Genomic DNA, 22,495 nt, shown 5'->3' on the forward strand with positions numbered 1-22,495 from the left:
ATGCCCACCTTGGTCGTCGCCGGACACGGCATGGTCGCCCACCGGCTCGTGGAGGCGGTGCGCGCGGAAGACCCCTCCGGTAACTGGCACATCGTCGTCCTGTCCGAGGAGCCGCGCCCGGCGTACGACCGGGTGGCGCTCACGTCCTACGTGGACACCTGGGACCCGGCCACGCTGGCCCTCCCCGGCTCGGACTACGCGGGCGACGAGCACGTCGACCTGAGGCTCGGCGAGCTGGCCGTCTCGGTCGACCGGGACGCTCGCACGGTCACCACGGCGTCCGGCGCGGTCGTTCCCTACGACGCGCTGGTGCTGGCCACCGGCTCGCGGCCGTTCGTGCCGCCGGTCCCCGGGCACGACCTGGACGGCTGCTTCGTCTACCGGACCATCGAGGACCTCGACGCGATCCGCGCCGCCGCCGTCGACAAGCCCGGCCGCGGCCGCCGCTCGGCCGTCGTCATCGGCGGTGGCCTGCTCGGCCTGGAAGCGGCGAAGGCGCTGCGGGACATGGGCCTGTCCCCGCACGTCGTCGAGATGGCGCCGCGGCTGATGCCGCTGCAGGTCGACGAGGGCGGCGGGTCGATGCTCCGCCGGATGATCACGGCGCTGGACGTCACCGTCCACACGGGAACGTCCACCAACGCCATCGAGGCCGACGGCTCGCGGCTGCTGGCGAAGCTGGGCAACGGCACCGAACTCGACGTCGACCTCGTCGTGTTCTCCGCCGGCATCCGGCCGCGGGACGACCTCGCCCGGCAGTCCGGCCTCGAGCTGGGCCCGCGCGGCGGTGTCCTCACGGATGCGTCCTGCCGGACCGGCGACCCGGCGATCTACGCGATCGGCGAGTGCGCCGCGGTCGAGGGCAAGGTGTACGGCATCGTGGCGCCCGGGTACGCGATGGCGGAGATCGTCGCCGCACAGCTCACCGGGGGTGCCGGGACGTTCCCGGAACCGGACACCTCCACGAAGCTCAAGCTGATGGGCGTCGACGTCGCCTCCTTCGGCGACGCGCACGCTCAGACCGAAGGCGCTCTCGAGGTCGCCGTCAACGACGCAGTCGCCGGGACGTACAAGAAGCTCGTGGTCACCGACGACGGCAAGACCCTCCTGGGTGGTGTGCTCGTCGGCGACGCCACCGAGTACAACACGCTGCGGGCGCTGGTCGGCCGTCCGCTGCCGGCCGAGCCGGGCGCGATCCTCGCCCCGGCGGGCGGCGGCGCCGCGGTCGGCGTCGACGCGCTGCCCGACGCGGCGCAGATCTGCTCGTGCAACGCGGTGTCGAAGGGCACGATCACCCAGGCCATCCACGAAGACGGCTGCGACACCGTCCCGAAGCTGAAGGCGTGCACCCGGGCGGGGACCGCCTGCGGGTCGTGCGTCCCGCTGCTGGGCAGGCTGCTGAACGCCGCCGGCGTCGAGCAGTCGAAGGCGCTCTGTGAGCACTTCCCGCAGTCGCGCGCGGAGCTGTTCGAGATCGTCCAGGCCACGCGGATCGCGACGTTCAGCGAACTGATCGGCCGCTACGGCTCGGGCAGCGGCTGCGCGATCTGCAAGCCGGCGGTGGCGTCCATCCTGGCCACCCTCGGCAACGGGCACGTGCTCGGCGGCGAGCAGATGACCCTGCAGGACACCAACGACCGGTACCTGGCGAACCTGCAGCGCAACGGCACGTATTCGGTGGTGCCGCGGATCCCCGGCGGCGAGATCACGCCGGACAAGCTGATCGTGATCGGCGAGGTGGCCCGCGACTTCGGGCTGTACACCAAGATCACCGGCGGCCAGCGGATCGACCTGTTCGGGGCGACCGTGGACCAGCTGCCGCTCATCTGGCGGCGGCTCGTCGACGCCGGGTTCGAGTCCGGGCACGCCTACGGCAAGGCGCTGCGCACGGTGAAGTCGTGCGTCGGGTCGACGTGGTGCCGCTACGGCGTCCAGGACAGCGTCGGGCTGGCGATCGAGCTGGAGCTGCGTTACCGCGGCCTGCGTTCGCCGCACAAGCTCAAGTCCGCGGTCTCGGGCTGTGCCCGCGAGTGCGCCGAGGCGCGGAGCAAGGACTTCGGCATCATCGCCACCGAGAACGGCTGGAACCTCTACGTCGGCGGCAACGGCGGCACGACCCCGCGGCACGCCGAGCTGCTGGTGTCCGATGTGGACAGTGAGACGCTGATCCGGACCATCGACCGGTTCCTCATGTTCTACGTGCGGACCGCCGACCGGCTGCAGCGCACCGCGCCGTGGATCGAGGAGCTGGAGGGCGGTCTCGACCACCTGCGCGCGGTGATCGTCGACGACTCGCTCGGCATCTGCGAGGACCTCGACGCGGCGATGGCCAAGCACGTCGACAACTACGCCGACGAGTGGAAGGGCGTCCTGGAGGACCCGGAGAAGCTGGCCCGGTTCACCTCCTTCGTCAACGCGCCGGGCGCCCCGGACCCGGCGATCTCCTTCCGCGAAGAGCGGCAGCAGAAAGTGCCCGTGATGCTGGGCGTCCCGGGCTTTTCGAACAGCGAGGTGCGGCGATGACGACGTCGATCGAACGAACCTGGACGGCGGTGTGCGCGGCGGACGTCGTGCCGGAGTACTCGGGGGTCGCCGCGCTGCTGGACGGCGTGCAGGTGGCGATCTTCCGGCTGCCGGGCGAGCGCTGGTACGCCCTGTCCAACTGGGACCCGTGCAGCGGAGCCGCGGTGCTCTCGCGCGGCATCGTCGGCGACGCGGACGGCGTGCCGGTGGTGGCGTCGCCGGTCTACAAGGACCGGTTCGCGCTCGACAGCGGCCGGTGCCTGGACGCCGAGGACGTCTCGGTCCCGGTGTATGAAGTGAGGGTGCGAGAGGGCGTGGTCGAAGTGGAGAGTCCGTGACCGATGTCCTCCCGTTGGCCGGTTTCGTCATCGGCATCACCGCGGCGCGCCGGGCTGACGAGCTCGGCGCGCTGCTGGTGCGCAAGGGGGCGAGCGTCCGCTACGGCCCGGCGATCCGGATCGTGCCGCTGACGGACGACACCGAGCTGCACGAGGCGACGTCGAGGCTGCTCGAGGCGCCGGTGGACGCGGTGGTGGCGACGACGGGCATCGGCTTCCGCGGCTGGCTCGAAGCCGCCGAGGGCTGGGGGCTGGGGGACAGCCTGCTCGCGCGGCTTTCCGCGGCTTCGCTGCTGGCACGGGGGCCGAAGGTGACCGGCGCGCTCCGGGCGGCCGGGCTCTCGGAGTCGTACTCGCCCGCGTCGGAGAGCAACGCGGAGCTGCTGCAGCACCTGCTGTCGTCGGGGGTCGACGGGCAGCGGATCGCGGTCCAGCTGCACGGGGAGCCGTTGCCGTACTTCGTCGACACGCTGCGGGCGGCCGGGGCGGAGGTCATCGAGATCCCGGTGTACCGCTGGGTCGGCCCGGTCGACCCGGGCCCGGTGGACCGCCTGCTCGACGGCGTCCTCGACGGCTCGATCCACGCGCTGCCGTTCACGAGCGCCCCGGCGGCGGCGTCGCTCATCGCGCTGGCCCGGCGGACCGGCCGGTTGCCGGGGCTCGTTTCGGCGCTGTCGGGCCCGGTGGTGGCGGCGTGCGTCGGCCCGATCACGGCCGGCCCGCTGGCGGCTTTGGGGGTGCCGACGGTCCAGCCGCACCGGGCGCGGATCGGGGCGCTGGCCCGGACGGTGGCGGAGACACTGGTGGCGCGCTCCCCGCGGTTGCGGGCGGGCGGCCACGCGATCGAGCTGCGCGGCCAGGCGGCCATCGTGGACGGCGAGTGGTGCGAGGTGGCGCCGGCCCCGATGGCGCTGTTGCGAGCGCTGGCGGCGTCGCCGGGCCGGGTGGTTTCCCGCCGCGAGCTGATCGCGGCGTTGCCGGGGGGCGGCGAGGAGCACGCCGTGGAGACGGCGATCGGGCGGCTGCGGACGTCACTGGGGGGCGGGAAGGTCGTCCAGACGGTGGTGAAGCGCGGGTACCGGCTGGCCGTCGACGCCTGACCGCCGTGTCAGCGGCCGTGTCAGTGCGGTGGCCCGGCGGTGTCAGTGCGCCCGGCGATGGTGGGTTCACACCCCCGAGCCACCAAGGAGCATCCGATGCAGAAGTTCGCCACCCCCGCCCCGATCGCCACCGTCCTCGCCATCCCCGCCGGCCGCGTCCGGTTCGTCGCGGCTCTCCGCGAGGACACCACGGTCCAGGTCCTGCCCGCCGACCCGGCGAAGAGCCGCGACGTGAAGGCGGCCTCGCAGGCGACAGTGTCCTTCGACGACGGCGTCCTGCGGGTCGAGGTCGCGGCGAAGAACCAGTACTTCGGCTCGTCCGGTGCGCTCGAGGTCGTCGTCGAGCTGCCCGCCGGTTCCCGCGTCGACGCCAAGGCCGCCAGCGTCGAACTGCGGGGCGTCGGCAGGCTCGGCGACGTCACCGTCGAGGGAGCGCACGGCGAGGTGGTCTTCGACGAGGTCGCCGCCCTCCGCCTGAAGGCCCACGCGGGTGACGTCTCGGTCGGCCGCCTGACCGGTCCCGCGGAGATCACCACCGGCAAGGGCGACATCCGGATCGCCGAGGCGGTGAGCGGGAACCTGGTCCTGAGCACCCAGGCGGGGGACATCACGGTCGGCGCGGCCCCCGGCGTCTCCGCGTCCCTCGACGCCGGGACCACCTACGGCCGGATCCGCAACGCCCTCCGGAACAGCGAGGGCACGGCGGGCCTGACCATCCAGGCGACCACGTCCTACGGCGACATCGACGCCCACAGCCGGTGACCCCGCCCCCGCCACATCGAGTCGCTTCAGCCCACCCAGGTGACCGCGTGCTTCTCGAACCCGCGCGCGGTCGCCACCCGGGCCGCCTCGGCTTCCGCTTCCTCGCGGATGCCCGGGCGCAGCGGGTCGAACGCCGTCAGCGTGAACGCCAGCTTCGCCCCGCTGCCCTTCGTGCGCCACGTTCCCGCGATCTCGCCGTCCGCGAGCAGCACCCCCGGGTTGCCGAGCATCTTCCAGACTTCCTTGCGCCGCGCCGGATCCGGGACCAGTACCGCCTTGTCGCGCGCCTGGATGAACGGGTCCAGCGGCGGCAGCAGCCGCACCACGGCCGGCTCCGGCGGGTTCTCCAGCGCCTGGAGCCGGTCCGCGGGCAGGTAGCGGGTCTTGCCGTCGACCTCGACCTCGGCCAGGTCCGCCGGCCACGTCCGGTCCACGACCGCGCGGGCCGTGCCCGCGAACTCCGCCGCTTCGCCCGGGGACGCCGGGCCGTTGAGCCGCAGGTACCGCTCGATCACCGCCGTCGCCGCGGCCGGGTCCGGCGTCTTCCGGAGCCGGCCGCGGCCCTCCAGCGGGGCCAGCGTCGCCGGGGACGCCCCCGCCACCAGCCGGACGCCGCCGTGCGGGGTGGCGACCCGCATCAGCTGTTCCTGGATGTGCGTCGCGTTGCAGCCCCGGCACCACCGGGAGAACGACGGCGGCAGCACCTTCGTCACCGCCGCGCTCACCGCGCCCTTCGTCATCGGTTCCGTGACGACCTTCCGGATGGCGGCCGCCGCCGTGAACACCACTTCGCGCGCGGCCAGCCCGGTCGCCGCCATTTCCTTGCGCTGCCACAGCATCCGCGCCAGCGCGTCCGCGTCGTCCAGCGGAACCAGCGCGCGGATCGCTTCGGTCAGGTCCGATCGCAGGTGGTAGTGGGGCGCGCCGCGCAACGTCCAGGCCAGGACGAGCCGTTCGTCGTCTTCGAGCGACGGCGAGCCGTCGAGCCGGGCGACGAGGGCGAGCAGCGCGGTGTCGCGCATGCTGTCCTGCAACCCGGCCCGGACGACGGCGAGGTCGGCCACGTCCCGCGCCGAGCGGTGCAGGCCGTGCTCGGCGATGCGGTAGGCGAGTACCTGACGGCGGTCCACGTGCGGCTCCTAGAACGTGTACTCGAAGGTGTAGCCCATTTTCTCTTCGCCCATCGCGCCGCCGACGGTGCCGCTGCCGGTGAGCCCGGTCAGCGCGCCGGTGCCCGAGCCGGGGACGACGGTGAACGTCGAGGCGATGCCCTTCGCGTCGAAGGTGAACTCGTGGCGCACGATGAACGTCCCTTCGCGACCGTCGACTTTGCCCTCGAAGCGCTCGAAGCACGGTGACGTCGTCTGGCCGCTTTCGTAGCCTTCGCCCGCGTAGTACAGCAGAAGGTCGCAGATCGACTCACCCTCGATGACCCCTTCGTACGCCATCGCGGCGTGCGCGTACGCCACCCGGGGGCCGGTGTTCTCGGTGCCGCTGACGATCTTCTCGTCCCAGTTCTTCATGGTGAATGCGTTCATGAGAACCACCCTGCCGGGCATACCTGTCAGCTCGTGTCAGGTATTTCTGCCAGAATCCCGAGCATGCGCGCGAGCCGTCTCCTGTCCGTCCTCCTGCTGCTGCAGAACCGCGGCCGGATGACGGCCGAGGAGCTGGCCGAAGAGCTCGAGGTCTCGGTGCGGACGGTCTACCGGGACATCGACGCGCTCTCGGCGGCCGGCGTCCCGGTGTACGCCGACCGCGGCCGGACCGGCGGCTACCGGCTGGTCGACGGCTACCGCACCCGGCTCACCGGGATGACCGAGGAAGAGGCCCAGTCGCTGTCGCTGGCCGGGCTGCCCGTGGCGGCGGCCGAGCTGGGCCTCGGCACGGTCCTGGCGGCAGCGCAGCTCAAGCTCTACGCCGCGTTGCCCGCCGAGTTGCGCGACCGCGCCGGGCGTGTCGCCGAGCGGTTCTACCTGGACGTTCCCGGCTGGCACCGGGGCGTCGAAAGCCTGCCGGTGCTGTCCGCCATCGCCGACGCGGTGTGGTCGTCGCACCGGATCCGCATCCGCTACGAACGGTGGGGCCAGCGCGTCGTCGAGCGGGACCTGGAGCCGCTGGGGCTGATCCTCAAAGCGGGCAACTGGTACCTCGCGGGCCGCTGCGACGGCACCGACCGGACCTACCGGATCTCGCGGGTGCTGGAGCTCACCGACCTCGGCGAGGTGTTCGAGCGGCCCGCCGGGTTCGACCTCGCGCGGTACTGGCAGGAGTGGTCCGAGCAGTTCGAACGCCGGATGTTCCCACGCGTGGCGGTGGTGCGGCTTTCGCCGCGGGCGCAGGCTCTCGTACCGTTCTACGCAGGCTCGGTCGGCGCCCGCGCGTTGCGCGACTGCCGGAACGAGCCCGACGCGGACGGCTGGCTCACCGTGGAGCTGCCGGTGGAGCCGGGCGAACCGGCCATCGGCGAGCTGCTGCGCTTCGGGCCGCACCTGGAGGTCCTGGCACCGGCGGACCTGCGGGCGGAGCTGACGGAAGCGATCGAGGAGATGGGCGCGTTCTATGGGTGAGCTGAGCGGGACCGCGATCGGGGTCACGGCCGAACGGCGAGCCGGCGAATTCATCGCGGCTCTCGAACGCTACGGCGCCGAGATCCGGCACGCCCCGACGATCACCATCGTGCCGCTCGACGCCGACCCCGAGCTGCGGGCCGGTACCGAAGCCGTGCTGGCGGCCCCGGTCGGGTTCACGGTGGTCACGACGGGCGCGGGCTTCCGCGGCTGGCTGGCCGCGGCCGAGGGCTGGGGCCTGCGCGACCGGCTCGTCGCGGCACTGGGGGAGTCCCGGATCTACGCCCGCGGCCCGAAGGCCGTCGGCGCGGTCCGCGGCGTGGGCCTGCGCGAGTCCTTTTCGGCCGCGTCGGAGAGCAACGCGGAACTGTTCGGAGCGTTGGCGGCCGCCGGGGTCGGTGGCGAGCGGGTGGCCGTCCAGCTGCACGGGACGCCGCTGCCGGAGCTCACGGACCCCCTGGTGCGGGCCGGCGCCTCCCTGGTCGAGCTGCAGCCCTACCGCTGGCATTCGCCGCCGGACGTCACCCCGGTGCACCGCCTGATCGACGCGGTCGTGGCGGGCGAGCTGGACGCACTGGCGTTCACGAGCGCCCCGGCGGCGGCGAACTTCCTGGCACTGGCCCGGACGTCCGGGCGCGACCAGGAGCTGCTCGCCGCCTTGCGCGGGCCGCTGGTGGTGGCGTGCGTCGGCCCGGTGACGGCGGCCCCGCTGGAGGCGGTGGGCGTCGAGACGCTGCAGCCGGACCGCCAGCGCCTGGGCGCGCTGGTGAAGCTGCTCGTCACGAAGCTCGGCAAGGCGGAGTCTTAAACAGCGGAGTCCTAGAACAGACCTTCAGGTTCCTCCTCCCCGTCCGGTTTCCACCGGTACTTCCGCAGGTCGACGCGCTGGCCGTCGGCCAGTACGCCCTCCCCGCGCAGCCGTTCCAGCTGGTCGTGGACCAGGTGCGGGGCCGGGGTGCCGTTCGCGCGCAGGATCCGGTGCCACGGCAGGTCGTGCCCGTCCTCGGCCAGGATCGCGCCGATCATCCGCGGCGACGGCGCGCCCGCGAGGGCCGCGATGTCGCCGTACGTCGCCACCGTGCCGGGCGGCACGGACTCGATGATTTCCCGCACGCGCTCGTGCAGAACGTCGTCCATACCGAACACTCTGCCGCACGGGTACGACACTTTCCGCAGCCGTCCGCCGCACCGCCGGGCGCCTTCACCGAACGCACCCCCGCTAAGCCGTGCCGGTGCACCACCCGGGGGACCGGGCGTGGTTCCATCGCTGGGTGAACGGCAGGCGAACGGAGCAGGCGAACGCACGGCTGGTGCGCACGCCGGTCACCGCCACACCCGCGTTCACCTGGGACGCAGGCGCCCGGCGCGTGCGATCCGCACCCGGTGGGTTCCTCCGCGTGCTCGGCGGCCCCGGCACCGGCAAGACGGCGCTGCTGGCCTCGGCCGCCACCCGCCGCATCGCCGAGGGCGCCGATCCGGAGAGCGTGCTCGTGCTCACCACGTCCCGCAGGTCCGCCGACACGCTGCGCGCCGACATCACGCGCCGGCTCACCGCCGATCCCGACCAGGGGCGGCCGCTGCCCCGGACCGTCCGCGAACCACTCGTTCGCACCGTGCACTCCTACGCCTACTCGCTGCTGCGGCTGGAGGCGATGGCCGAAGAGCTCCCGCCGCCGCGCCTGCTCGCCGGCGCCGAGCAGGACGTCGTCGTCCGCGAACTCCTGGCCGGTGACCTCGACGAAGGAGCGGAGTACTGGCCCGAGCAGCTGCGACCCGCCCTGATGGTCCCCGGGTTCGCCGAAGAGCTGCGTGACCTGCTGATGCGCGCGGCCGAGCGCGGGCTCGGCCCGGAGGACCTCGCCGAGCTGGGCCGCCGCCGGGGCCGTGAGGAGTGGATCGCCGCCGGGCAGTTCTGGGCGCAGTACGAAGAGGTCACGCAGCTGCAGGGCGCGGGCGGCAACGCCCTCGGCGTCGCCAGCGCGCCCGCGCTGGACGCTGCCGAGCTGGTCACCTCCGCGCTGCTCGCCCTGGAGGACGACGACGAGCTGCGCGAGCGGGAGCGCACCCGCGTGCGGCACCTGTTCGTCGACGACGCCCACCACCTCGACCCGCTGCAGACCGGCCTGGTCCGGATGATCGGGCACACCGCGGCCGAGTTCGTCGTGGCGGGCGATCCCGACCAGAACGTGTTCTCCTTCCGCGGCGCCGACGCGAGCCTGTTCGCCGACGCCGACCCGGACGGCAGCCGGACCGTCACGCTCACCACGGCGCACCGGCAGGCCCCGGCCATCCGCCTGGCCGTGCGGAAGATCGGTGCAACACTCCCGGGCGCGTCGGCGCACCGCAAGATCGTTTCGCCGCCGGAAGCGACCGGCGGGAACGTCCGCGTCCGCGTGATGCCGACGCCGGCCGCCGAGGCGAGCTGGATCGCCGACCAGCTCCGCCGCGCGCACCTCGTCGACGGCGTGCCGTGGTCGGAGATCGCCGTGCTCGTCCGGTCGCCGGCGCGGACCTTCCTGGTGCTGCAACGCGCGTTGCGCGCGGCGGGCGTCCCGATCGGCTCGGCGACCGAGGAACTGCCGCTGGCCAAGCAGTCCGCGGTGCGGCCGCTGCTGGCCGTGCTGAAGCTCGCGCCCGCACCCGAACTCCTCGACGTCGACCTCGCGGAAATGCTGCTGTCGTCGGCCCTCGGCGGCGCGGACCCCTTGGCGCTGCGGCGGTTGCGGCGCGGCCTGCGGCGGCTCGAACTGGCCGGTGGCGGGCAGCGTTCGAGCGACGAACTGCTCGTCGAAGCGTTGCGCGGCGGCGACATCCTCGCCGGCCTGGCCGACGCCGAGGCCGAGCCGGTGCGGCGGGTCGGCGGCCTGCTGCGCCTGACCCACCAGGCCGTGGCGCGCGGCGAAGGCGTCGAGCAGGTGCTGTGGCAGCTGTGGCGGGAAAGCGGGCTCCAGGACAAGCTGCTGCGGCAGGTCGACCGCGGCGGATCACTGGGCGCGCAGGCCGATCGTGATCTCGACGCCGTCGTCGCGCTGTTCGACGCCGCGGGCCGGTACGTCGACCGGCTGCCCCGCGCGAGCGTCGCCTCCTTCGCCGATTACCTCGGCGCGCAACGGATCGCGGGCGACACCCTGGCGCCGGCGGCCGTGCCGTCCGACGGCGTCTCGCTGCTCACCGCGCACGCCGCCGCCGGTCGCGAGTGGACGGTCGTCGCCGTCGCCGGTGTGCAGGAGGGCGCGTGGCCGGACCTGCGGCTCCGGGGTTCCGTGCTGGGCGTGGAACGGCTCAAGGACCTGATGGCCGGAGTGGACGACGACGCCGTCTCCCAGACCGCGCCGATCCTCGCCGAGGAGCGGCGCCTGTTCTACCTGGCGATGAGCCGGGCGAAGCAGACACTCCTGGTCACGGCGGTGTCGGGGGAGGACGAGCAGCCGTCCCGGTTCCTCGACGACCTGGAGGAGAACGGCGCCGACGACGGCGGCCTCGACTCGCGGATGAAGCCCCCCGGCCGGTCGCTGGTGCTCGCCGAGCTGGTGGGGGAGCTGCGCGAGGTCGTCTGCGACGACAAGGCCGACCCCGCCCGCCGCCGCCGGGCGGCGAAGCAGCTGGCCCGGCTGGCCGACGCGAAGGTCCCGGGTGCGCACCCGTCGACGTGGTACGGCCTGCTCCCGGCGTCCAGCGACGAGCCGGTGCACCCGCCGGGCGACCTCATCCGGATCTCACCGTCCACTGTGGAAATCCTGACGAAGTGCCCGCTGCGCTGGATGATCGAGCGCCACGGCGGCAGCGACCCGGCGCAGCTGGCGGCGGTGACCGGCACGCTGGTGCACGGGCTCGCCCAGGCCGTGGCGTCCGGCAGCACCGACGCCGAGCTGCAGGCCGCGCTGGACGAGGCCTGGGTGCGGGTCGACGCGGGGGCGCCGTGGTTCTCCCGGCGCGAACGGCGTCGCGTCGAGCAGATGCTGCGCAACTTCACGACGTGGCTGGAGCAGAGCCGGAAGGAGCTCAAGGAAGCCGGGGTCGAGCAGGACATCGAGGTCGAGCTGCCGTCGGCCGGTTCGGACGACGTCCGGGTGCTGCTGCGCGGGCGCGTCGATCGGGTCGAGCTGGATGCCGACGGACGTCCGGTGATCGTCGACATCAAGACGGGCAAGGTCCCGGTGTCCGGCGCGGAGGCCGAGGCGCACCCGCAGCTGGCGGCGTACCAGCTGGCGGTGCTGCTGGGGGCGATCGAGGGCCGCACCGAGGCCGGCGGCGCGCGGCTGGTGTACGTCGCGAAGGCCAACAACAAGACCGGGGCGACGGAGAGGTCGCAGCCGCCACTCGACGAGGTGGGCGGCAAGCAGTGGCTGGAGCTGGTCCAGAAGGCGGCCGCGTCGGCGGCGGGGCCGGACTACCAGGCGCAGGAGAACCCGGACTGCGACCGCTGCCCGGCCCGGGGCTGCTGCCCCCTGCGCCCCGAGGGCCGTCAGGTGCCAGGCCCATGACCACCTCGACCACCTCGACCACTGCGGCACTTTCACGTGAAAGCTACGCTTTGCGATCCAAAGCGCCACTTTCACGTGAAAGCGCCGCTTTGTGGCGCAAACCGGCACTTTCACGTGAAAGTGGCGGGCCGGAGGTGCGCGCGTGAGCCCGCTTCTTGTCGCCAATCCTGTCGAGCCCGCCGAACTCGCCGATGCGCTCGGGCTGCACCGGCCCACGCCCGAACAGGCGACCGTCATCGCCGCGCCCGTCGAACCCTCCCTCGTCGTCGCCGGGGCCGGGGCCGGGAAGACCGAAACCATGGCCGCCCGTGTCGTCTGGCTCGTCGCCAACGGGATCGTCACCCCCGACCGCGTCCTCGGCCTCACCTTCACCCGCAAGGCCGCGCGCCAGCTCGGCGAACGCGTCCGCGCGCGGCTGCGGCGGCTCGCCGGGTCCGGCCTCCTCGACCGGCTCGACCCGACCGGGGGGCTGCGGTCCACTGTGGTCGCCGGCGAGCCCACCGTCCTCACCTACCACGCCTACGCCGGGCGCCTGCTGTCCGAACACGGCCTGCGGCTGCCGGTCCAGCCCGGCGTCCGGCTGCTGTCCGAAACGTCGTCGTGGCAGATCGCGCACCGCGTCGTGTCCACTTGGGACAACGAACTCGACACCGACCGCGTGCCCCCGACCGTGACCGCGGACGTCCTGCAGCTGGCCGGGGAGCTGGGGGAGCACCTCGTCTCCACCGAGCAGCTCGCCGAGTACACGACCTGGCTGTGCCGCGTCATCGAAAACGCGCCGCGCGCCAAGGGGCAGCGGGCCGCGCTGCCGCAGAAGCTCACCGAAATCATGGCGGCGCAACACTTCCGGCTCGCTCTGCTGCCCCTTGTCGACGACTACCACCGGCGCAAGCGCAACGAAGGCGCCCTGGACTTCGCCGACCAGATGTCCCTCGCGGCCCAGCTGGCCGGCGGGTACCCGTCGGTCGTGCGCGGCGAACGGGAGCGCTTCGGTGCCGTGCTGCTCGACGAGTACCAGGACACCGGACACGCCCAGCGCGTGCTGCTGCGGGCGCTGTTCGGCGGCGTCGAAAACCCGCCGATGCCGGTCACCGCGGTCGGCGACCCCGCGCAGGCGATCTACGGCTGGCGCGGTGCCAGCGCGGCCAACCTGCCCCGGTTCACCACGGACTTCCCGCGTTTCGACGGCGAACGGCTCGTCCCCGCGCACGAATTCGGGCTGCTGACCAGTTTCCGCAACCCGCCGGAAATCCTGGACCTCGCGAACGCGATCGCCGAACCCCTGCGGGCCCGCGGCCTCGGCGTCGAACGGCTGCGGGCACGCGAGGGCGCCGGGCCGGCGGACATCGCGTGCGCGCTCCTGCCGGACGTCCGCGCCGAGCGCGAGTGGGTCGCCGACGCCCTCGCCCGGCGCTGGTACGCCCACCAGGAACAGACCGGCAAGCCGCCGACCGCCGCGGTGCTGGTGCGGCGCCGCGCCGACATGGCCTCGATCGCCGCCGAACTGCGGGCGCGCGGGCTGCCCGTCGAGGTCGTCGGGCTCGGCGGGCTGCTGGACGAGCCCGAGGTCGCGGACCTCGTTTCGACGCTGAAGGTGCTCGCGGACCCGCTGTCCGGGAGCGCCGCGGCCCGGCTGCTGACCGGGGCCCGGTGGCGGCTCGCGGCCGCCGACGTCGCCGCGCTGTGGCGACGGGCCGGCGAGCTCTCCAGCCCGGAGAAGCCGGACGCCCCGGAGCTGGTCGTCGAGCGCGTCGAGCAGGCCGGGCTGATCGACGCGATCGACGAGCCGGGTGACCCGGCGCGGTACTCCGAAGAGGGCTACAAGCGCATCCGGCGGATCGGCTGGGAGCTGGCCGCGTTGCGGCGGCGGCTCGACCAGTCGCTGCCGGAGCTGGTCGCCGACGTCGAACGCACGATGCTGCTGGACGTCGAATCCTTGGCGCGCCCGGGATCCGCGGGGCGCGCGCACCTGGACGCGTTCGCCGAAGTCGTCACCGACTACGCCGAGACGGCGCCGACGGCGACCCTGCTGTCCTTTGTGGACTACCTGAACACCGCCGCGCACGCCGAGGACGGGCTCACCCCGGGTGAGGTCGAGGTCGTGCCGGACCGGGTGCAGGTGCTGACCGTGCACTCGGCGAAGGGTCTCGAATGGGAGGTCGTCGCCGTCCCGCACCTGGTGCACGAGGTGTTCCCCGGCCGGCGGCGGTCGTCGTCGTGGCTGCGGACCGCGACGTCGCTGCCGGCGAAGCTGCGCGGGGACGCCGAGGACCTGCCGGAGCTGCGGATCGCCGAAGGCTACGACCGCAAGGAAGTCCAAGAAGGACTGGAGCTGCACGAAGTCGGGTTCGTCGAGCGGGAGCAGGCGGAGGAACGGCGGCTCTGCTACGTCGCGCTGACGCGGTCCGAGCACGCGCTGATCGTCTCCGGGCACTGGTGGAACGAAAGCAGCAGCCGGGCCAAGGGGCCGTCGGAGTTCCTCGCCGAGATCGCCGGTGTCCTGCGCGAGACCGGCGTCGGGCAGCTCGCCGACTGGGCGCCGGAACCTGCCGAGGACGACGTGAACCCCCTGGTGTCGGATTCGCGTGCGGGGCGCTGGCCGGTCGACCCGCTGGCCGATCGCCGCACCGGCGTGCAGACCGGCGTCGAGCTCGTGTCCGAGGCGCTGGCTTCTCCGGAGCCCGCCGAAGAAGAGGACGATCCGGACGGGTGGCTGACCGACACCGACGTCCTGCTGGAGGAGTGGGCGCGCAAGGACGACCACGTCAAGCGCGTCCCGCTGCCGTCGCGGCTTTCGGTGAGCCAGCTCGTCACCCTCGCCGACGATGCCGCGCGGCTCGCCCGCGACCTGCGCCGGCCGCTTCCGGTGGAACCCAACAGCTTCGCCCGCCGCGGCACGGAGTTCCACGGCTGGCTGGAACGCCGGTTCGCGGGCGACCAGCTCATCGAAATCGACGACCTCCCCGGCGCCGCGGACTTCGGCGAGGCCCCCGATGCGGACTTCGAGGAACTGCAGACGGAGTTCGAGAAGAGCGAATGGGCGTCACGGGTCCCGGTGGCGGTGGAGGTGACGTTCTCGGCCGACGTCGAAGGCCTCACCCTGCGCGGCCGCATGGACGCGGTCTTCGCCGACCCCGACGGCGGCTGGACGGTGGTCGACTGGAAGACCGGCGCGGTCCCGCCGGAGTCCCGGCTCCCGGCCCTGTCGGTCCAGCTCGCGGCGTACCGGATGGCGTGGGCGGCGCTGAAGAACGTCCCGGTGGAGCAGGTCCGCGCGGCGTTCCACTACGTCCGCGCGAACCGCACGATCCGCCCGGCGGACCTCCTGCCCCCGGAAGGCCTCCGCCGTCTCCTCCGCGACATCCCCGAGGCGTGACCAGACCCGTAACTCACGTGACCAGACCCGTAACTCACGTGATTGAGCCCGTAACTCGCGAGTTCCGGCTTCAATCACGTGAGATCCGGGTCTGATCACGCGGGTTACGCGTTGTCGCGGACCTTGAGGGACCAGGCGATCAGGGGCCACTGCAACGGGAGGCGGGCCCAGGCGACGGCCCGGCGGGGGGCCGGGGCGGTCCGGGCGTCCAGCGCCATCTTGACGTTGCCCGGGAAGACGCCCAGGAACAGCAGGGCCGCGGCCAGGCCGCCGAGACGGCGGGTGCGGGGTGCGGCCACCGCGGCCGCGACCGCCAGTTCCGCGACGCCGGAGCCGTACGTCCAGGCCCGCCGGGAACCCGGGAGCGAGCGCGGGATCAGGCCGTCGAACGGCTTGGGGGCGGCGAAGTGCAGGACGCCCATCGTGCCCAGCACGCCGGCCAGGAAGTGCGCGGGCCGTTGCGAGGTTGCCATGAACTCATCGTTCCACGCGGCGGCGCGGTGTCCGGTTCGGCTATCCTCCGGGCGTGAGTGACGCTCGACACCAGCCAGCATGAAAGCCCTGAAGCGGTTGCCGCTGGGCAGTCTCACCGACCGGCCGGATCACGAACTCGTCGGCATCCTGCGGATGCCCGAGCTGACGGTCAGCCCGCTCCGCTCGATCGTCAAGCGGATCATCGGTGCCCTGCTCGCGCTGCTGGCCACGGTGGTCATCGTCTACGTCGACCGCGACGGCTACCGCGACGCGAACGGTGACGGTCTGTCCCTGCTGGACAGCCTGTACTACGCGACGGTCTCGCTGTCGACGACCGGCTACGGCGACATCGCACCGGCCACCTCGTCCGCCCGGCTGGTGAACGTGCTGGTGATCACCCCGCTGCGGGTGCTCTTCCTCATCGTCCTGGTCGGGACCACCCTGGAAGTGCTCACCGAGCGCTCCCGCCAGGCGTTCAAGATCCAGAAGTGGAGGACGAAGGTGCGCGACCACACGGTCGTCGTCGGGTTCGGCACCAAGGGCCGGTCCGCCGTCAACGCGCTGCTCGGCGACGAAAACGTCGCCCCGGGCCAGATCGTCGTCGTCGACACCGACCAGCAGGCCCTCGACGCGGCGAGCGCGCTCGGCCTCGTCGCCGTGCACGGCTCGGCCACCCGGTCCGACGTCCTGCGCGTCGCCGCGGTGCAGCACGCGCGCGCGGTCGTGGTCGCCCCGAACCGCGACGACACGGCGGTGCTGGTCACGCTCACCGCCCGCGAGCTGGCGCCCAAGGCCCACATCGTCGCGTCGGTGCGGGAGGCGGAGAACGTCCACCTGCTCAAGCAGTCCGGGGCGGACCAGGTCGTCGTCTCCAGCGAGACGGCCGGGCGGCTGCTCGGCATGGCGACGTCGACGCCGCTGGTCGTGGACATCATGGAGGACCTGCTCACGCCGGAATCCGGCCTGGCGATCGCCGAGCGGCCGGTCGAGCCGTCCGAAGAGGGCGGTTCGCCGCGGCACCTGTCCGACCTCGTCCTCGGCCTGGTCCGCGACGGCGTCCTCTACCGCGTCGACGCCCCGCAGGCCGACGCCATCGAGCCCGGCGACAAGCTGCTCTACGTCAAGAAGGTCACGCAGGTGGAGAAGATCCAACGGTAACCAGGGCGCCTGGGTTTTGCCCGCGACATCTGGAAGCATGGCCGGGTGCCCCCGCGATCCCTCGCCCTGAAGTGGCCCACGGTGGCGCTCCCCGCCGCGGCGGGCGCGCTGATCGTGCTGCTCGCCTGGCTGGCCGGGCCCGGGTTGCTGGGCATCGGCCACGACGTCCTCGGTGCGCCGGTGCAGGCGGAGGTCACCAAGCCGGCGCCGTGCGGCCAGGCGGACGCGAAGGAAACCGTGCGGTTCACCACCGCCGGGAAGGTCCACGAAGGCACGCTCGACGGCTGCGGGCACGGCAAGGGCGAACGCGTCGAGGTCGCCGTGCCGGAGGCGCTGCCGGATCAGGGCGCGGTCGCCGTCACCGTCGCGGACACGTCGATGGGTGCGGCGGACGCCCGGCGTCCGCTCGGGCTCGCGCTGCTGGTGTTCGCGTGCTTCTCCGGCGGGATGTTCGCCTACCTCTGGCTCAGCATCCCGCTGCGGCCGAAAGCCGCGAAGGTCAGCTGACCTCGGACGACGGCGCCGCGAAGGTGTTGCAGTCGGCGATCCGGTTGCTCGTCGCGCCCGCCCGCCACCAGGACGCGTAGTGCGCGTTGGTGCCGTGGTCGTGGCTGCGGGAGGTGTTGTCGCCGCGGGTCTCCTGGTCGTTCCAGGCCTTGTTGTACATGTCGCGGGTGATCGTGCCGCCCTGGTCGACGTGCGCGCCGAGGAACATGCCCGAGAAGCACTGGGCCTGCAGTTCCTTGCGCCGGGACATCTCGAGCCCCGCCGGGCTGTTCTGGCCGGCCTCGTAGATCTTCTGCCAGGCCGCGTCCATCAGCCCGGCGACCTCCTGCACGTGGTGGCCGTACTCGTGGGCGAACAGGGCGAGGTAGACGCCGGGGTTGTTGCCGTACTGGTCGGTCTGCAGGCCGCGGAACGGGACGTAGAGGTTGTTTTCGCAGTAGTACGCGGCCGTCGCGATGCCGACCTGGATGGTGCCGCACTCGGTCTCGAAGCTCGCGCCGGTCGGGAAGTGCAGCGCCGGCGGCGTGAACGGCAGGTGGTAGGCGGTGAGGAACGGGCCCCACGCCGCGTCGAGGCACTTGCTGGCGGCGGTGAAGAACGCCTCCGCGCCTTCTTGCGTGCTCTGCCAGGCCGGCAGCGTGCAGACGCGGTTCTGCAGGCCGGCGTTGGGGTCCTGCAGGATCGGGTGGTCGGCCAGCTTGAGGATCTTCTGCGGGCCGGTCGCGCTGACCGTCGGCGGGTCGGCCGACGGGCTCGCCGGCGCGGACGCCGGGGCACCCGCGCCCCCGGGCGGCAGCTGCTGCGGGGAGTCGTCCTGGGACGAGGGGGCGTCGCGGAGGTTCGGGCTCGCGAACGGGGTGTCGGTGCGGTTGAGGGCCACGATCGCGACCAGGCCGAGCACCAGCACGGCCACGGCGCCGAGGCACACGCCGATCACCGCCGACGCCGAACGGCGCCGGGGGGCGGACACGGTGTGCGGCCGGCCGAGCCACGGGAGATCCGGTTGCGCATCCGGCACCGGCGGCGGCTGAACGGTCCCGCGGGGCGGTACCTGGCCGGGGGGCGGTTGCGTCATCTAGGCAGTCCCGAAGGGTCTCGGTACGGACCGGGGGTACCCGGTCCCGCCATTCAGCATATCGGGGGAATGGGTCGGCCCGCACCCATCCGTGCGCATGCCGTCACGGCGCACCGACGTCACCCCAGGTCTGGCCGGGTGCAACCGGCTCTGAGAGAGTGTCGTCAAGCAGGCACTGCAGGCGAGGGGCTTCGATGACGAACAGCGGTGGCGCGTCCGGCGGAGAGGGTGCCGACACGCCCACACCGAGCCAGGGAATCCCCCAGGCTCCCGCCCCCGGATCGGGTGAACCGGGACAACCCGAACATCACGCCGCGTCACCGACGCCGCCGCCGGGCTGGGAGTCGCCGGACACGCAGGCCACTCCGCCGTCCGGCTGGCAGGCACCGGGCCCGCAGGCCGCCCCGCCGTCCGGCTGGCAGGCGCCGAGCCAGCCGCCGCCCTACGGTGGCCCGCGGTACGCGCCGCCGCAGCAGCGGTGGAGCCCGCACGGGCTCGGCAAGCCCGGCGTGATCGCGCTGCGGCCCCTCAACATCGGCGACATCCTCGATGGCGCGATCACCGCGATCCGGCGCCACCCGCTGCTCATCCTCGGCGTCGGCGCCGTGGTGGCGGTGATCTCCGCGGCGATCGGGTTCGTCCTGCAGAAGTACCAGCTCGGGAACATCAAGGGGCTCGCCTCGACGGTCGAGCTCGGCCCCGCGGCGACCCAGAAGGAACTGCGCGACAGCCTCTTCGGCACGCTCGGTGACAGCGTTCTCGTGCTGGTTTCCTCGATGCTGGTTTCGACGTTCCTGCTGACCGCCACCACCGGCCTGATGGCCGCGGTGATGGGCCGCGCCGCGCTGGGCCGGGAGATCACCTTCGGCATCGCCTGGGGAGAGCTGCAGCCGCGGCTGCTGCCGCTGCTCGGCGTGGCGGCCGTCTACGCGCTCGTCAGCACCATCGGCGTGTTGCTCTGCATCATCCCCGGTGTGGTCGTCTGGGTGTTCTGGGCGCTGGCCGCCCCGGCTCTCGTGCTCGAGCGCGGGACGTTCCGGGAGGCGTTCGCCCGGTCGGTCAAGCTGGTCCGCGGCGCCTTCTGGCGCGTGTTCGGCGTGCTGCTGCTGGCCGAGATCATCGAGTCGATCTTCGAGAGCATCATCCAGCTGCCGTTCACCTTCGGCAGCGGCGTGTTCGGCAACCTGTTCACCCCCGGCAAGGTGACCGTGCCGGACACCGGCGACCTGCTGCTGCAGTCGGCCGGGGAGATCGTCGGCGGCACCATCGCGATCCCGTTCGTCGCGGTGGTCACCGTGATCGTCTACCTCGACCAGCGGATGCGCCGCGAAGGCATGGATATCGAGCTGGCCCGCGCCGCCGGGGTGCAGCCGCCGCAGGCATGGTGACCTTCCGGCCCATCGACGTTCCGGTCGACATCGACCGGGACTCGGCCCGGCGCGCGGCCGCCGAGGAGCTGTCGGACCCGAAGTACCGCGACGCGCGGCCGAACTTCCTGCAGGAGGTCGGGCAGTGGCTCGGTGACCGGCTCGAAGAACTGCTGAACAGCCTGTCCTCGGACACCCCGGGCGGGATCTTCGGGGTGCTGCTCGTCGTCGTGCTGCTGATCGTGCTCGTCGTGGTGATCCGGCTGCGCACCGGCAAGATCGCTCGCACCTCCCGGGCAGGCGGAGCCGTCTTCCGCGGTCAGCGGAAGAGCGCCGACGACTACCGCCGGTCGGCCGGGGAAGCCGCCGCTGCCGGCCGGTTCGACGACGCCGTCCGGGATCGTTTCCGCGCCGTCGTGCGAGCCCTGGAGGAACGCGCGCTGCTCGACACCCGCTCCGGCCGGACGGCGGACGAAGCCGCCGCCGAGGCGGGACTGCTGCTGCCGAACGTCGCGGACCGGCTGCGGCAGGGGGCGCGGCTCTTCGACGACGTCCACTACGGCGGCCGCGAAGGCACCGAAGCGGCCTACCAGGCGCTGACCGAGCTGGACGAACGCTGCCGCCGTGAACGGCCGGTCGCCATGGTGGCCTCGTGAGCACGTCGGTTTCGCCCGACCTGCGCCGGATCTGGCGCGGTGTGCGCATCCCGCTCGCCCTGGTCGCCCTGATCTTCGTCGCCGGTGCCCTGCTCGTCCTCGCCCGCGGCGAGCAGACGTACGGCGCGCTCGAACCCGGCTCCTACGAACAAACCGGCGCCCACGCGCTCGGGCAGCTCCTGCGGGACCAGGGGGTGGACGTCCGCGTTGCCCACACCCTCGCCGAAGCGGACGACGAGATCGGCGAGGACGCGACGCTGCTGGTCACCCAGCCGGACCTCGTTCCGGCGAAACGCTTCGATGCGCTGCGGGCGCGGGCCGCCGACGTCGTCCTGGTGACGCCGGGGGCGCCGACGCTGCGCGATTCGCTGCCGCTGGTGCACCCGGCCGGTCAGAGCGACGTCGGAACCCTGAAGCCGCAGTGCACGGTCGCCGCGGCGGTCGCGGCGGACGAGGTCACCCTCGGCGGGATCGGCTACGCGGCGCCCGGCGCGCGCTCGTGCTACCCCGGCGAGGACGGCGGCGGCACGCTGCTGCAGCTCGCCGACGCGGGCGGCACGACCACGCTGCTCGGCTCGCCGGCGCCGCTGACCAACGCGCGGCTCGCCGACCAGGGCAACGCCGCGCTGGCGCTGCACCTGCTCGGCGCGCACCCGAAGCTCGTCTGGTACCTGCCGAGCGCGGCGGACCCGGCGCTGGACGACTCCCGCAAGTCGATCTTCGACCTGATCCCGGACGGCTGGTACTACGGGGCCGCGCAGGCCTTCGTCGCCGTGGCGCTCCTGGCGTTGTGGCGGGCGCGGCGGCTCGGCCCGGTGGTCACCGAGCCGCTGCCGATCGTCGTGCGCGCCGCCGAAACGGCCGAGGGCCGTGCCCGGTTGTACCGGCGCGCGAAAGCCGCCGGGCACGCGGGTGAGACGCTGCGGGAAGCGGCCCGTGGCCGGCTGCGGACCGCGCTGGGCCTGCCGCGCGACGCCGAACCGGCGGCGCTGGTGGCCTCGGTGAGCGCGCGGACCGGACGGCAGGCGAACGACGTCGGCGCGGTCCTCTACGGCCCGCCGGTGCCGGACGACCCCGCGCTGGTCCGGCTGGCCGGCGAACTGGACACGGTGGAACGAGAGGCAGGGCGAACTTGACCAGCGGTACCGAAAACGCGACCGGGGCCCGCGACGCGCTGATCGCGTTGCGCGCCGAGGTCGGCAAGGCCGTCGTCGGCAACGAAGCCGCGGTCACCGGGCTGATCCTGGCGCTGCTCTGCCGGGGGCACGTGCTGCTCGAAGGCGTCCCGGGCGTGGCGAAGACGCTGCTGGTGCGGGCGTTGGCCGCGTCGCTGGACCTGGAGACCACGCGCGTGCAGTTCACGCCGGACCTGATGCCCGGCGACGTCACCGGCTCGATCGTCTACGACGCGCACAGCGGCGAGTTCTCCTTCCGCGAGGGGCCGGTCTTCACGAACCTGCTGCTCGCCGACGAGATCAACCGGACGCCGCCGAAGACGCAGTCGTCGCTGCTGGAGGCGATGGAGGAGCGGCAGGTCTCGCTCGACGGCAAGTCGCGGTCGCTGCCCGACCCGTTCATCGTGATCGCCACCCAGAACCCGGTGGAGTACGAGGGCACCTACCCGCTGCCGGAGGCGCAGCTGGACCGCTTCCTGCTGAAGCTGACCATGCCGGCGCCTTCGCGCGAGGACGAGATCGGGATCCTGTGGCGGCACGCGCAGGGCTTCGACCCGCGCAACCTCGCGGCGGCGGGGCTCAAAGCGGTCGCGGGGGCGACGGAGCTGGCGGCCGCCCGCGAAGCCGTGGCCCGCGTGACGATCGGGCCCGAGGTGATCGGGTACGTCGTCGACCTGTGCCGGGCGACGCGGCAGCTGCCGTCCGTGCGGATCGGCGTCTCGCCGCGTGGTGCCACGGCGTTGCTGGCGGTCACCCGCGCCTGGGCGTGGCTCGCCGGGCGCGACTACGCGACCCCCGACGACGTCAAGGCCCTCGCGCGGCCCGCGCTGCGGCACCGGCTGGACGTGCGGCCCGAAGCCGAGCTCGAGGGCGTCACCGCGGACGGCGTGCTGGACCGCGTGCTCGCGTCCGTGCCCGTACCGCGCTGAC

Annotated in this window: 19 protein-coding genes; 14 read left to right on the top strand and 5 right to left on the bottom strand. The window is 73.1% G+C overall.

All coding sequences use genetic code 11. The features are described from left to right. From nirB to AB0F15_RS17510, 4 genes are all read left to right on the top strand, one after another. Nucleotides 1-2,523 carry a nitrite reductase large subunit NirB gene (gene nirB / locus AB0F15_RS17495; protein ID WP_360271031.1) on the top strand — a complete coding sequence of 841 codons (2,523 nt, stop codon included), beginning with the start codon at nucleotides 1-3 and terminating at the stop codon, nucleotides 2,521-2,523. Next, nucleotides 2,520-2,861 (top strand): nitrite reductase small subunit NirD, encoded by a 342-nt coding sequence (gene nirD / locus AB0F15_RS17500; RefSeq protein ID WP_360271033.1) that lies wholly within the window; start codon nucleotides 2,520-2,522, stop codon nucleotides 2,859-2,861. The genes nirB and nirD overlap by 4 nt, the downstream gene beginning before the upstream one ends. Further along, nucleotides 2,858-3,961, top strand: coding sequence for a uroporphyrinogen-III synthase (locus AB0F15_RS17505; RefSeq protein WP_360271034.1), 1,104 nt, complete (start codon nucleotides 2,858-2,860; stop codon nucleotides 3,959-3,961). The genes nirD and AB0F15_RS17505 overlap by 4 nt, the downstream gene beginning before the upstream one ends. Before the next feature lie 96 nt (nucleotides 3,962-4,057). Further along, the gene (locus AB0F15_RS17510) at nucleotides 4,058-4,723 is read left to right on the top strand and encodes a DUF4097 family beta strand repeat-containing protein (protein WP_360271036.1); all 666 of its coding nucleotides are present in this window, start codon (nucleotides 4,058-4,060) and stop codon (nucleotides 4,721-4,723) included. Nucleotides 4,724-4,749: 26 nt separating this feature from the next. Here the strand turns inward: AB0F15_RS17510 and AB0F15_RS17515 are convergent, their stop codons facing one another. Both AB0F15_RS17515 and AB0F15_RS17520 read right to left on the bottom strand, forming a co-directional pair. Further along, complete coding sequence (locus tag AB0F15_RS17515) at nucleotides 4,750-5,853, bottom strand: crosslink repair DNA glycosylase YcaQ family protein (RefSeq protein ID WP_360271038.1); 1,104 nt, start codon at nucleotides 5,851-5,853, stop codon at nucleotides 4,750-4,752. Between the two features lie 9 nt (nucleotides 5,854-5,862). Beyond that, nucleotides 5,863-6,261: a DUF3224 domain-containing protein gene (locus tag AB0F15_RS17520; RefSeq protein WP_360271040.1), complete on the bottom strand. Its 399-nt coding sequence runs from the start codon at nucleotides 6,259-6,261 to the stop codon at nucleotides 5,863-5,865. A gap of 63 nt (nucleotides 6,262-6,324) precedes the next feature. Here AB0F15_RS17520 and AB0F15_RS17525 point away from each other — a divergent pair, with 63 nt between their 5' ends. Then, on the top strand, nucleotides 6,325-7,293 hold the full coding sequence (locus tag AB0F15_RS17525; RefSeq protein ID WP_360271042.1) for a YafY family protein: 969 nt from the start codon (nucleotides 6,325-6,327) through the stop codon (nucleotides 7,291-7,293). Beyond that, nucleotides 7,286-8,101 carry a uroporphyrinogen-III synthase gene (locus AB0F15_RS17530; protein ID WP_360271043.1) on the top strand — a complete coding sequence of 272 codons (816 nt, stop codon included), beginning with the start codon at nucleotides 7,286-7,288 and terminating at the stop codon, nucleotides 8,099-8,101. Before AB0F15_RS17525 ends, AB0F15_RS17530 begins: the two co-directional genes overlap by 8 nt. 11 nt (nucleotides 8,102-8,112) lie before the next feature. Here AB0F15_RS17530 and AB0F15_RS17535 read toward each other — a convergent pair whose 3' ends face one another. Beyond that, nucleotides 8,113-8,430: an MGMT family protein gene (locus AB0F15_RS17535; RefSeq protein WP_360271044.1), complete on the bottom strand. Its 318-nt coding sequence runs from the start codon at nucleotides 8,428-8,430 to the stop codon at nucleotides 8,113-8,115. 173 nt (nucleotides 8,431-8,603) lie between these two features. Between AB0F15_RS17535 and AB0F15_RS17540 the strand changes: the two genes are divergently transcribed. Together AB0F15_RS17540 and AB0F15_RS17545 are read left to right on the top strand one after the other, a co-directional pair. Continuing rightward, nucleotides 8,604-11,777, top strand: coding sequence for an ATP-dependent DNA helicase (locus tag AB0F15_RS17540; protein WP_360271127.1), 3,174 nt, complete (start codon nucleotides 8,604-8,606; stop codon nucleotides 11,775-11,777). 142 nt (nucleotides 11,778-11,919) lie between these two features. Further along, complete coding sequence (locus tag AB0F15_RS17545) at nucleotides 11,920-15,153, top strand: ATP-dependent DNA helicase (protein WP_360271046.1); 3,234 nt, start codon at nucleotides 11,920-11,922, stop codon at nucleotides 15,151-15,153. A gap of 104 nt (nucleotides 15,154-15,257) precedes the next feature. Here the strand turns inward: AB0F15_RS17545 and AB0F15_RS17550 are convergent, their stop codons facing one another. Continuing rightward, nucleotides 15,258-15,626, bottom strand: coding sequence for a hypothetical protein (locus AB0F15_RS17550; protein WP_360271047.1), 369 nt, complete (start codon nucleotides 15,624-15,626; stop codon nucleotides 15,258-15,260). Between the two features lie 79 nt (nucleotides 15,627-15,705). Between AB0F15_RS17550 and AB0F15_RS17555 the strand changes: the two genes are divergently transcribed. Together AB0F15_RS17555 and AB0F15_RS17560 are read left to right on the top strand one after the other, a co-directional pair. Further along, on the top strand, nucleotides 15,706-16,785 hold the full coding sequence (locus AB0F15_RS17555; protein ID WP_360271049.1) for a potassium channel family protein: 1,080 nt from the start codon (nucleotides 15,706-15,708) through the stop codon (nucleotides 16,783-16,785). A gap of 81 nt (nucleotides 16,786-16,866) precedes the next feature. Beyond that, complete coding sequence (locus AB0F15_RS17560) at nucleotides 16,867-17,292, top strand: hypothetical protein (RefSeq protein WP_360271129.1); 426 nt, start codon at nucleotides 16,867-16,869, stop codon at nucleotides 17,290-17,292. Here the strand turns inward: AB0F15_RS17560 and AB0F15_RS17565 are convergent. Continuing rightward, nucleotides 17,285-18,310 (bottom strand): neutral zinc metallopeptidase, encoded by a 1,026-nt coding sequence (locus AB0F15_RS17565; RefSeq protein WP_360271131.1) that lies wholly within the window; start codon nucleotides 18,308-18,310, stop codon nucleotides 17,285-17,287. The two genes, AB0F15_RS17560 and AB0F15_RS17565, sit on opposite strands and share 8 nt — an antisense overlap. 251 nt (nucleotides 18,311-18,561) lie before the next feature. On the opposite strand from AB0F15_RS17565, the gene AB0F15_RS17570 reads away from it, so the two are divergent. The 4 genes from AB0F15_RS17570 to AB0F15_RS17585 are packed head-to-tail and all read left to right on the top strand — an operon-like array spanning nucleotide 18,562 to nucleotide 22,494. Further along, a complete protein-coding gene (locus AB0F15_RS17570) occupies nucleotides 18,562-19,755 on the top strand; it encodes a proline-rich domain-containing protein (RefSeq protein WP_360271051.1) in 1,194 nt (397 codons plus the stop codon). Then, a complete protein-coding gene (locus AB0F15_RS17575; protein WP_360271053.1) occupies nucleotides 19,749-20,390 on the top strand; it encodes a DUF4129 domain-containing protein in 642 nt (213 codons plus the stop codon). The genes AB0F15_RS17570 and AB0F15_RS17575 overlap by 7 nt, the downstream gene beginning before the upstream one ends. Next, on the top strand, nucleotides 20,387-21,526 hold the full coding sequence (locus AB0F15_RS17580) for a DUF4350 domain-containing protein (RefSeq protein WP_360271055.1): 1,140 nt from the start codon (nucleotides 20,387-20,389) through the stop codon (nucleotides 21,524-21,526). The genes AB0F15_RS17575 and AB0F15_RS17580 overlap by 4 nt, the downstream gene beginning before the upstream one ends. Next, on the top strand, nucleotides 21,523-22,494 hold the full coding sequence (locus AB0F15_RS17585) for a MoxR family ATPase (RefSeq protein ID WP_360271057.1): 972 nt from the start codon (nucleotides 21,523-21,525) through the stop codon (nucleotides 22,492-22,494). Before AB0F15_RS17580 ends, AB0F15_RS17585 begins: the two co-directional genes overlap by 4 nt. Nucleotide 22,495: the final 1 nt, after the last annotated feature.

The organism is Amycolatopsis sp. NPDC026612, from assembly GCF_040638285.1.
Lineage (GTDB): Bacteria > Actinomycetota > Actinomycetes > Mycobacteriales > Pseudonocardiaceae > Amycolatopsis.

Coding starts and splice junctions, on each gene's coding strand:
- AB0F15_RS17570 (WP_360271051.1), top strand. CDS start 18,562: ATGACGAACAGCGGTGGCGCGTCCGGCGGAGAGGGTGCCGACACGCCC.
- nirB (WP_360271031.1), top strand. CDS start 1: ATGCCCACCTTGGTCGTCGCCGGACACGGCATGGTCGCCCACCGGCTC.
- AB0F15_RS17530 (WP_360271043.1), top strand. CDS start 7,286: ATGGGTGAGCTGAGCGGGACCGCGATCGGGGTCACGGCCGAACGGCGA.
- nirD (WP_360271033.1), top strand. CDS start 2,520: ATGACGACGTCGATCGAACGAACCTGGACGGCGGTGTGCGCGGCGGAC.
- AB0F15_RS17575 (WP_360271053.1), top strand. CDS start 19,749: ATGGTGACCTTCCGGCCCATCGACGTTCCGGTCGACATCGACCGGGAC.
- AB0F15_RS17550 (WP_360271047.1), bottom strand. CDS start 15,626: ATGGCAACCTCGCAACGGCCCGCGCACTTCCTGGCCGGCGTGCTGGGC.
- AB0F15_RS17520 (WP_360271040.1), bottom strand. CDS start 6,261: ATGAACGCATTCACCATGAAGAACTGGGACGAGAAGATCGTCAGCGGC.
- AB0F15_RS17525 (WP_360271042.1), top strand. CDS start 6,325: ATGCGCGCGAGCCGTCTCCTGTCCGTCCTCCTGCTGCTGCAGAACCGC.
- AB0F15_RS17510 (WP_360271036.1), top strand. CDS start 4,058: ATGCAGAAGTTCGCCACCCCCGCCCCGATCGCCACCGTCCTCGCCATC.
- AB0F15_RS17535 (WP_360271044.1), bottom strand. CDS start 8,430: ATGGACGACGTTCTGCACGAGCGCGTGCGGGAAATCATCGAGTCCGTG.
- AB0F15_RS17555 (WP_360271049.1), top strand. CDS start 15,706: ATGAAAGCCCTGAAGCGGTTGCCGCTGGGCAGTCTCACCGACCGGCCG.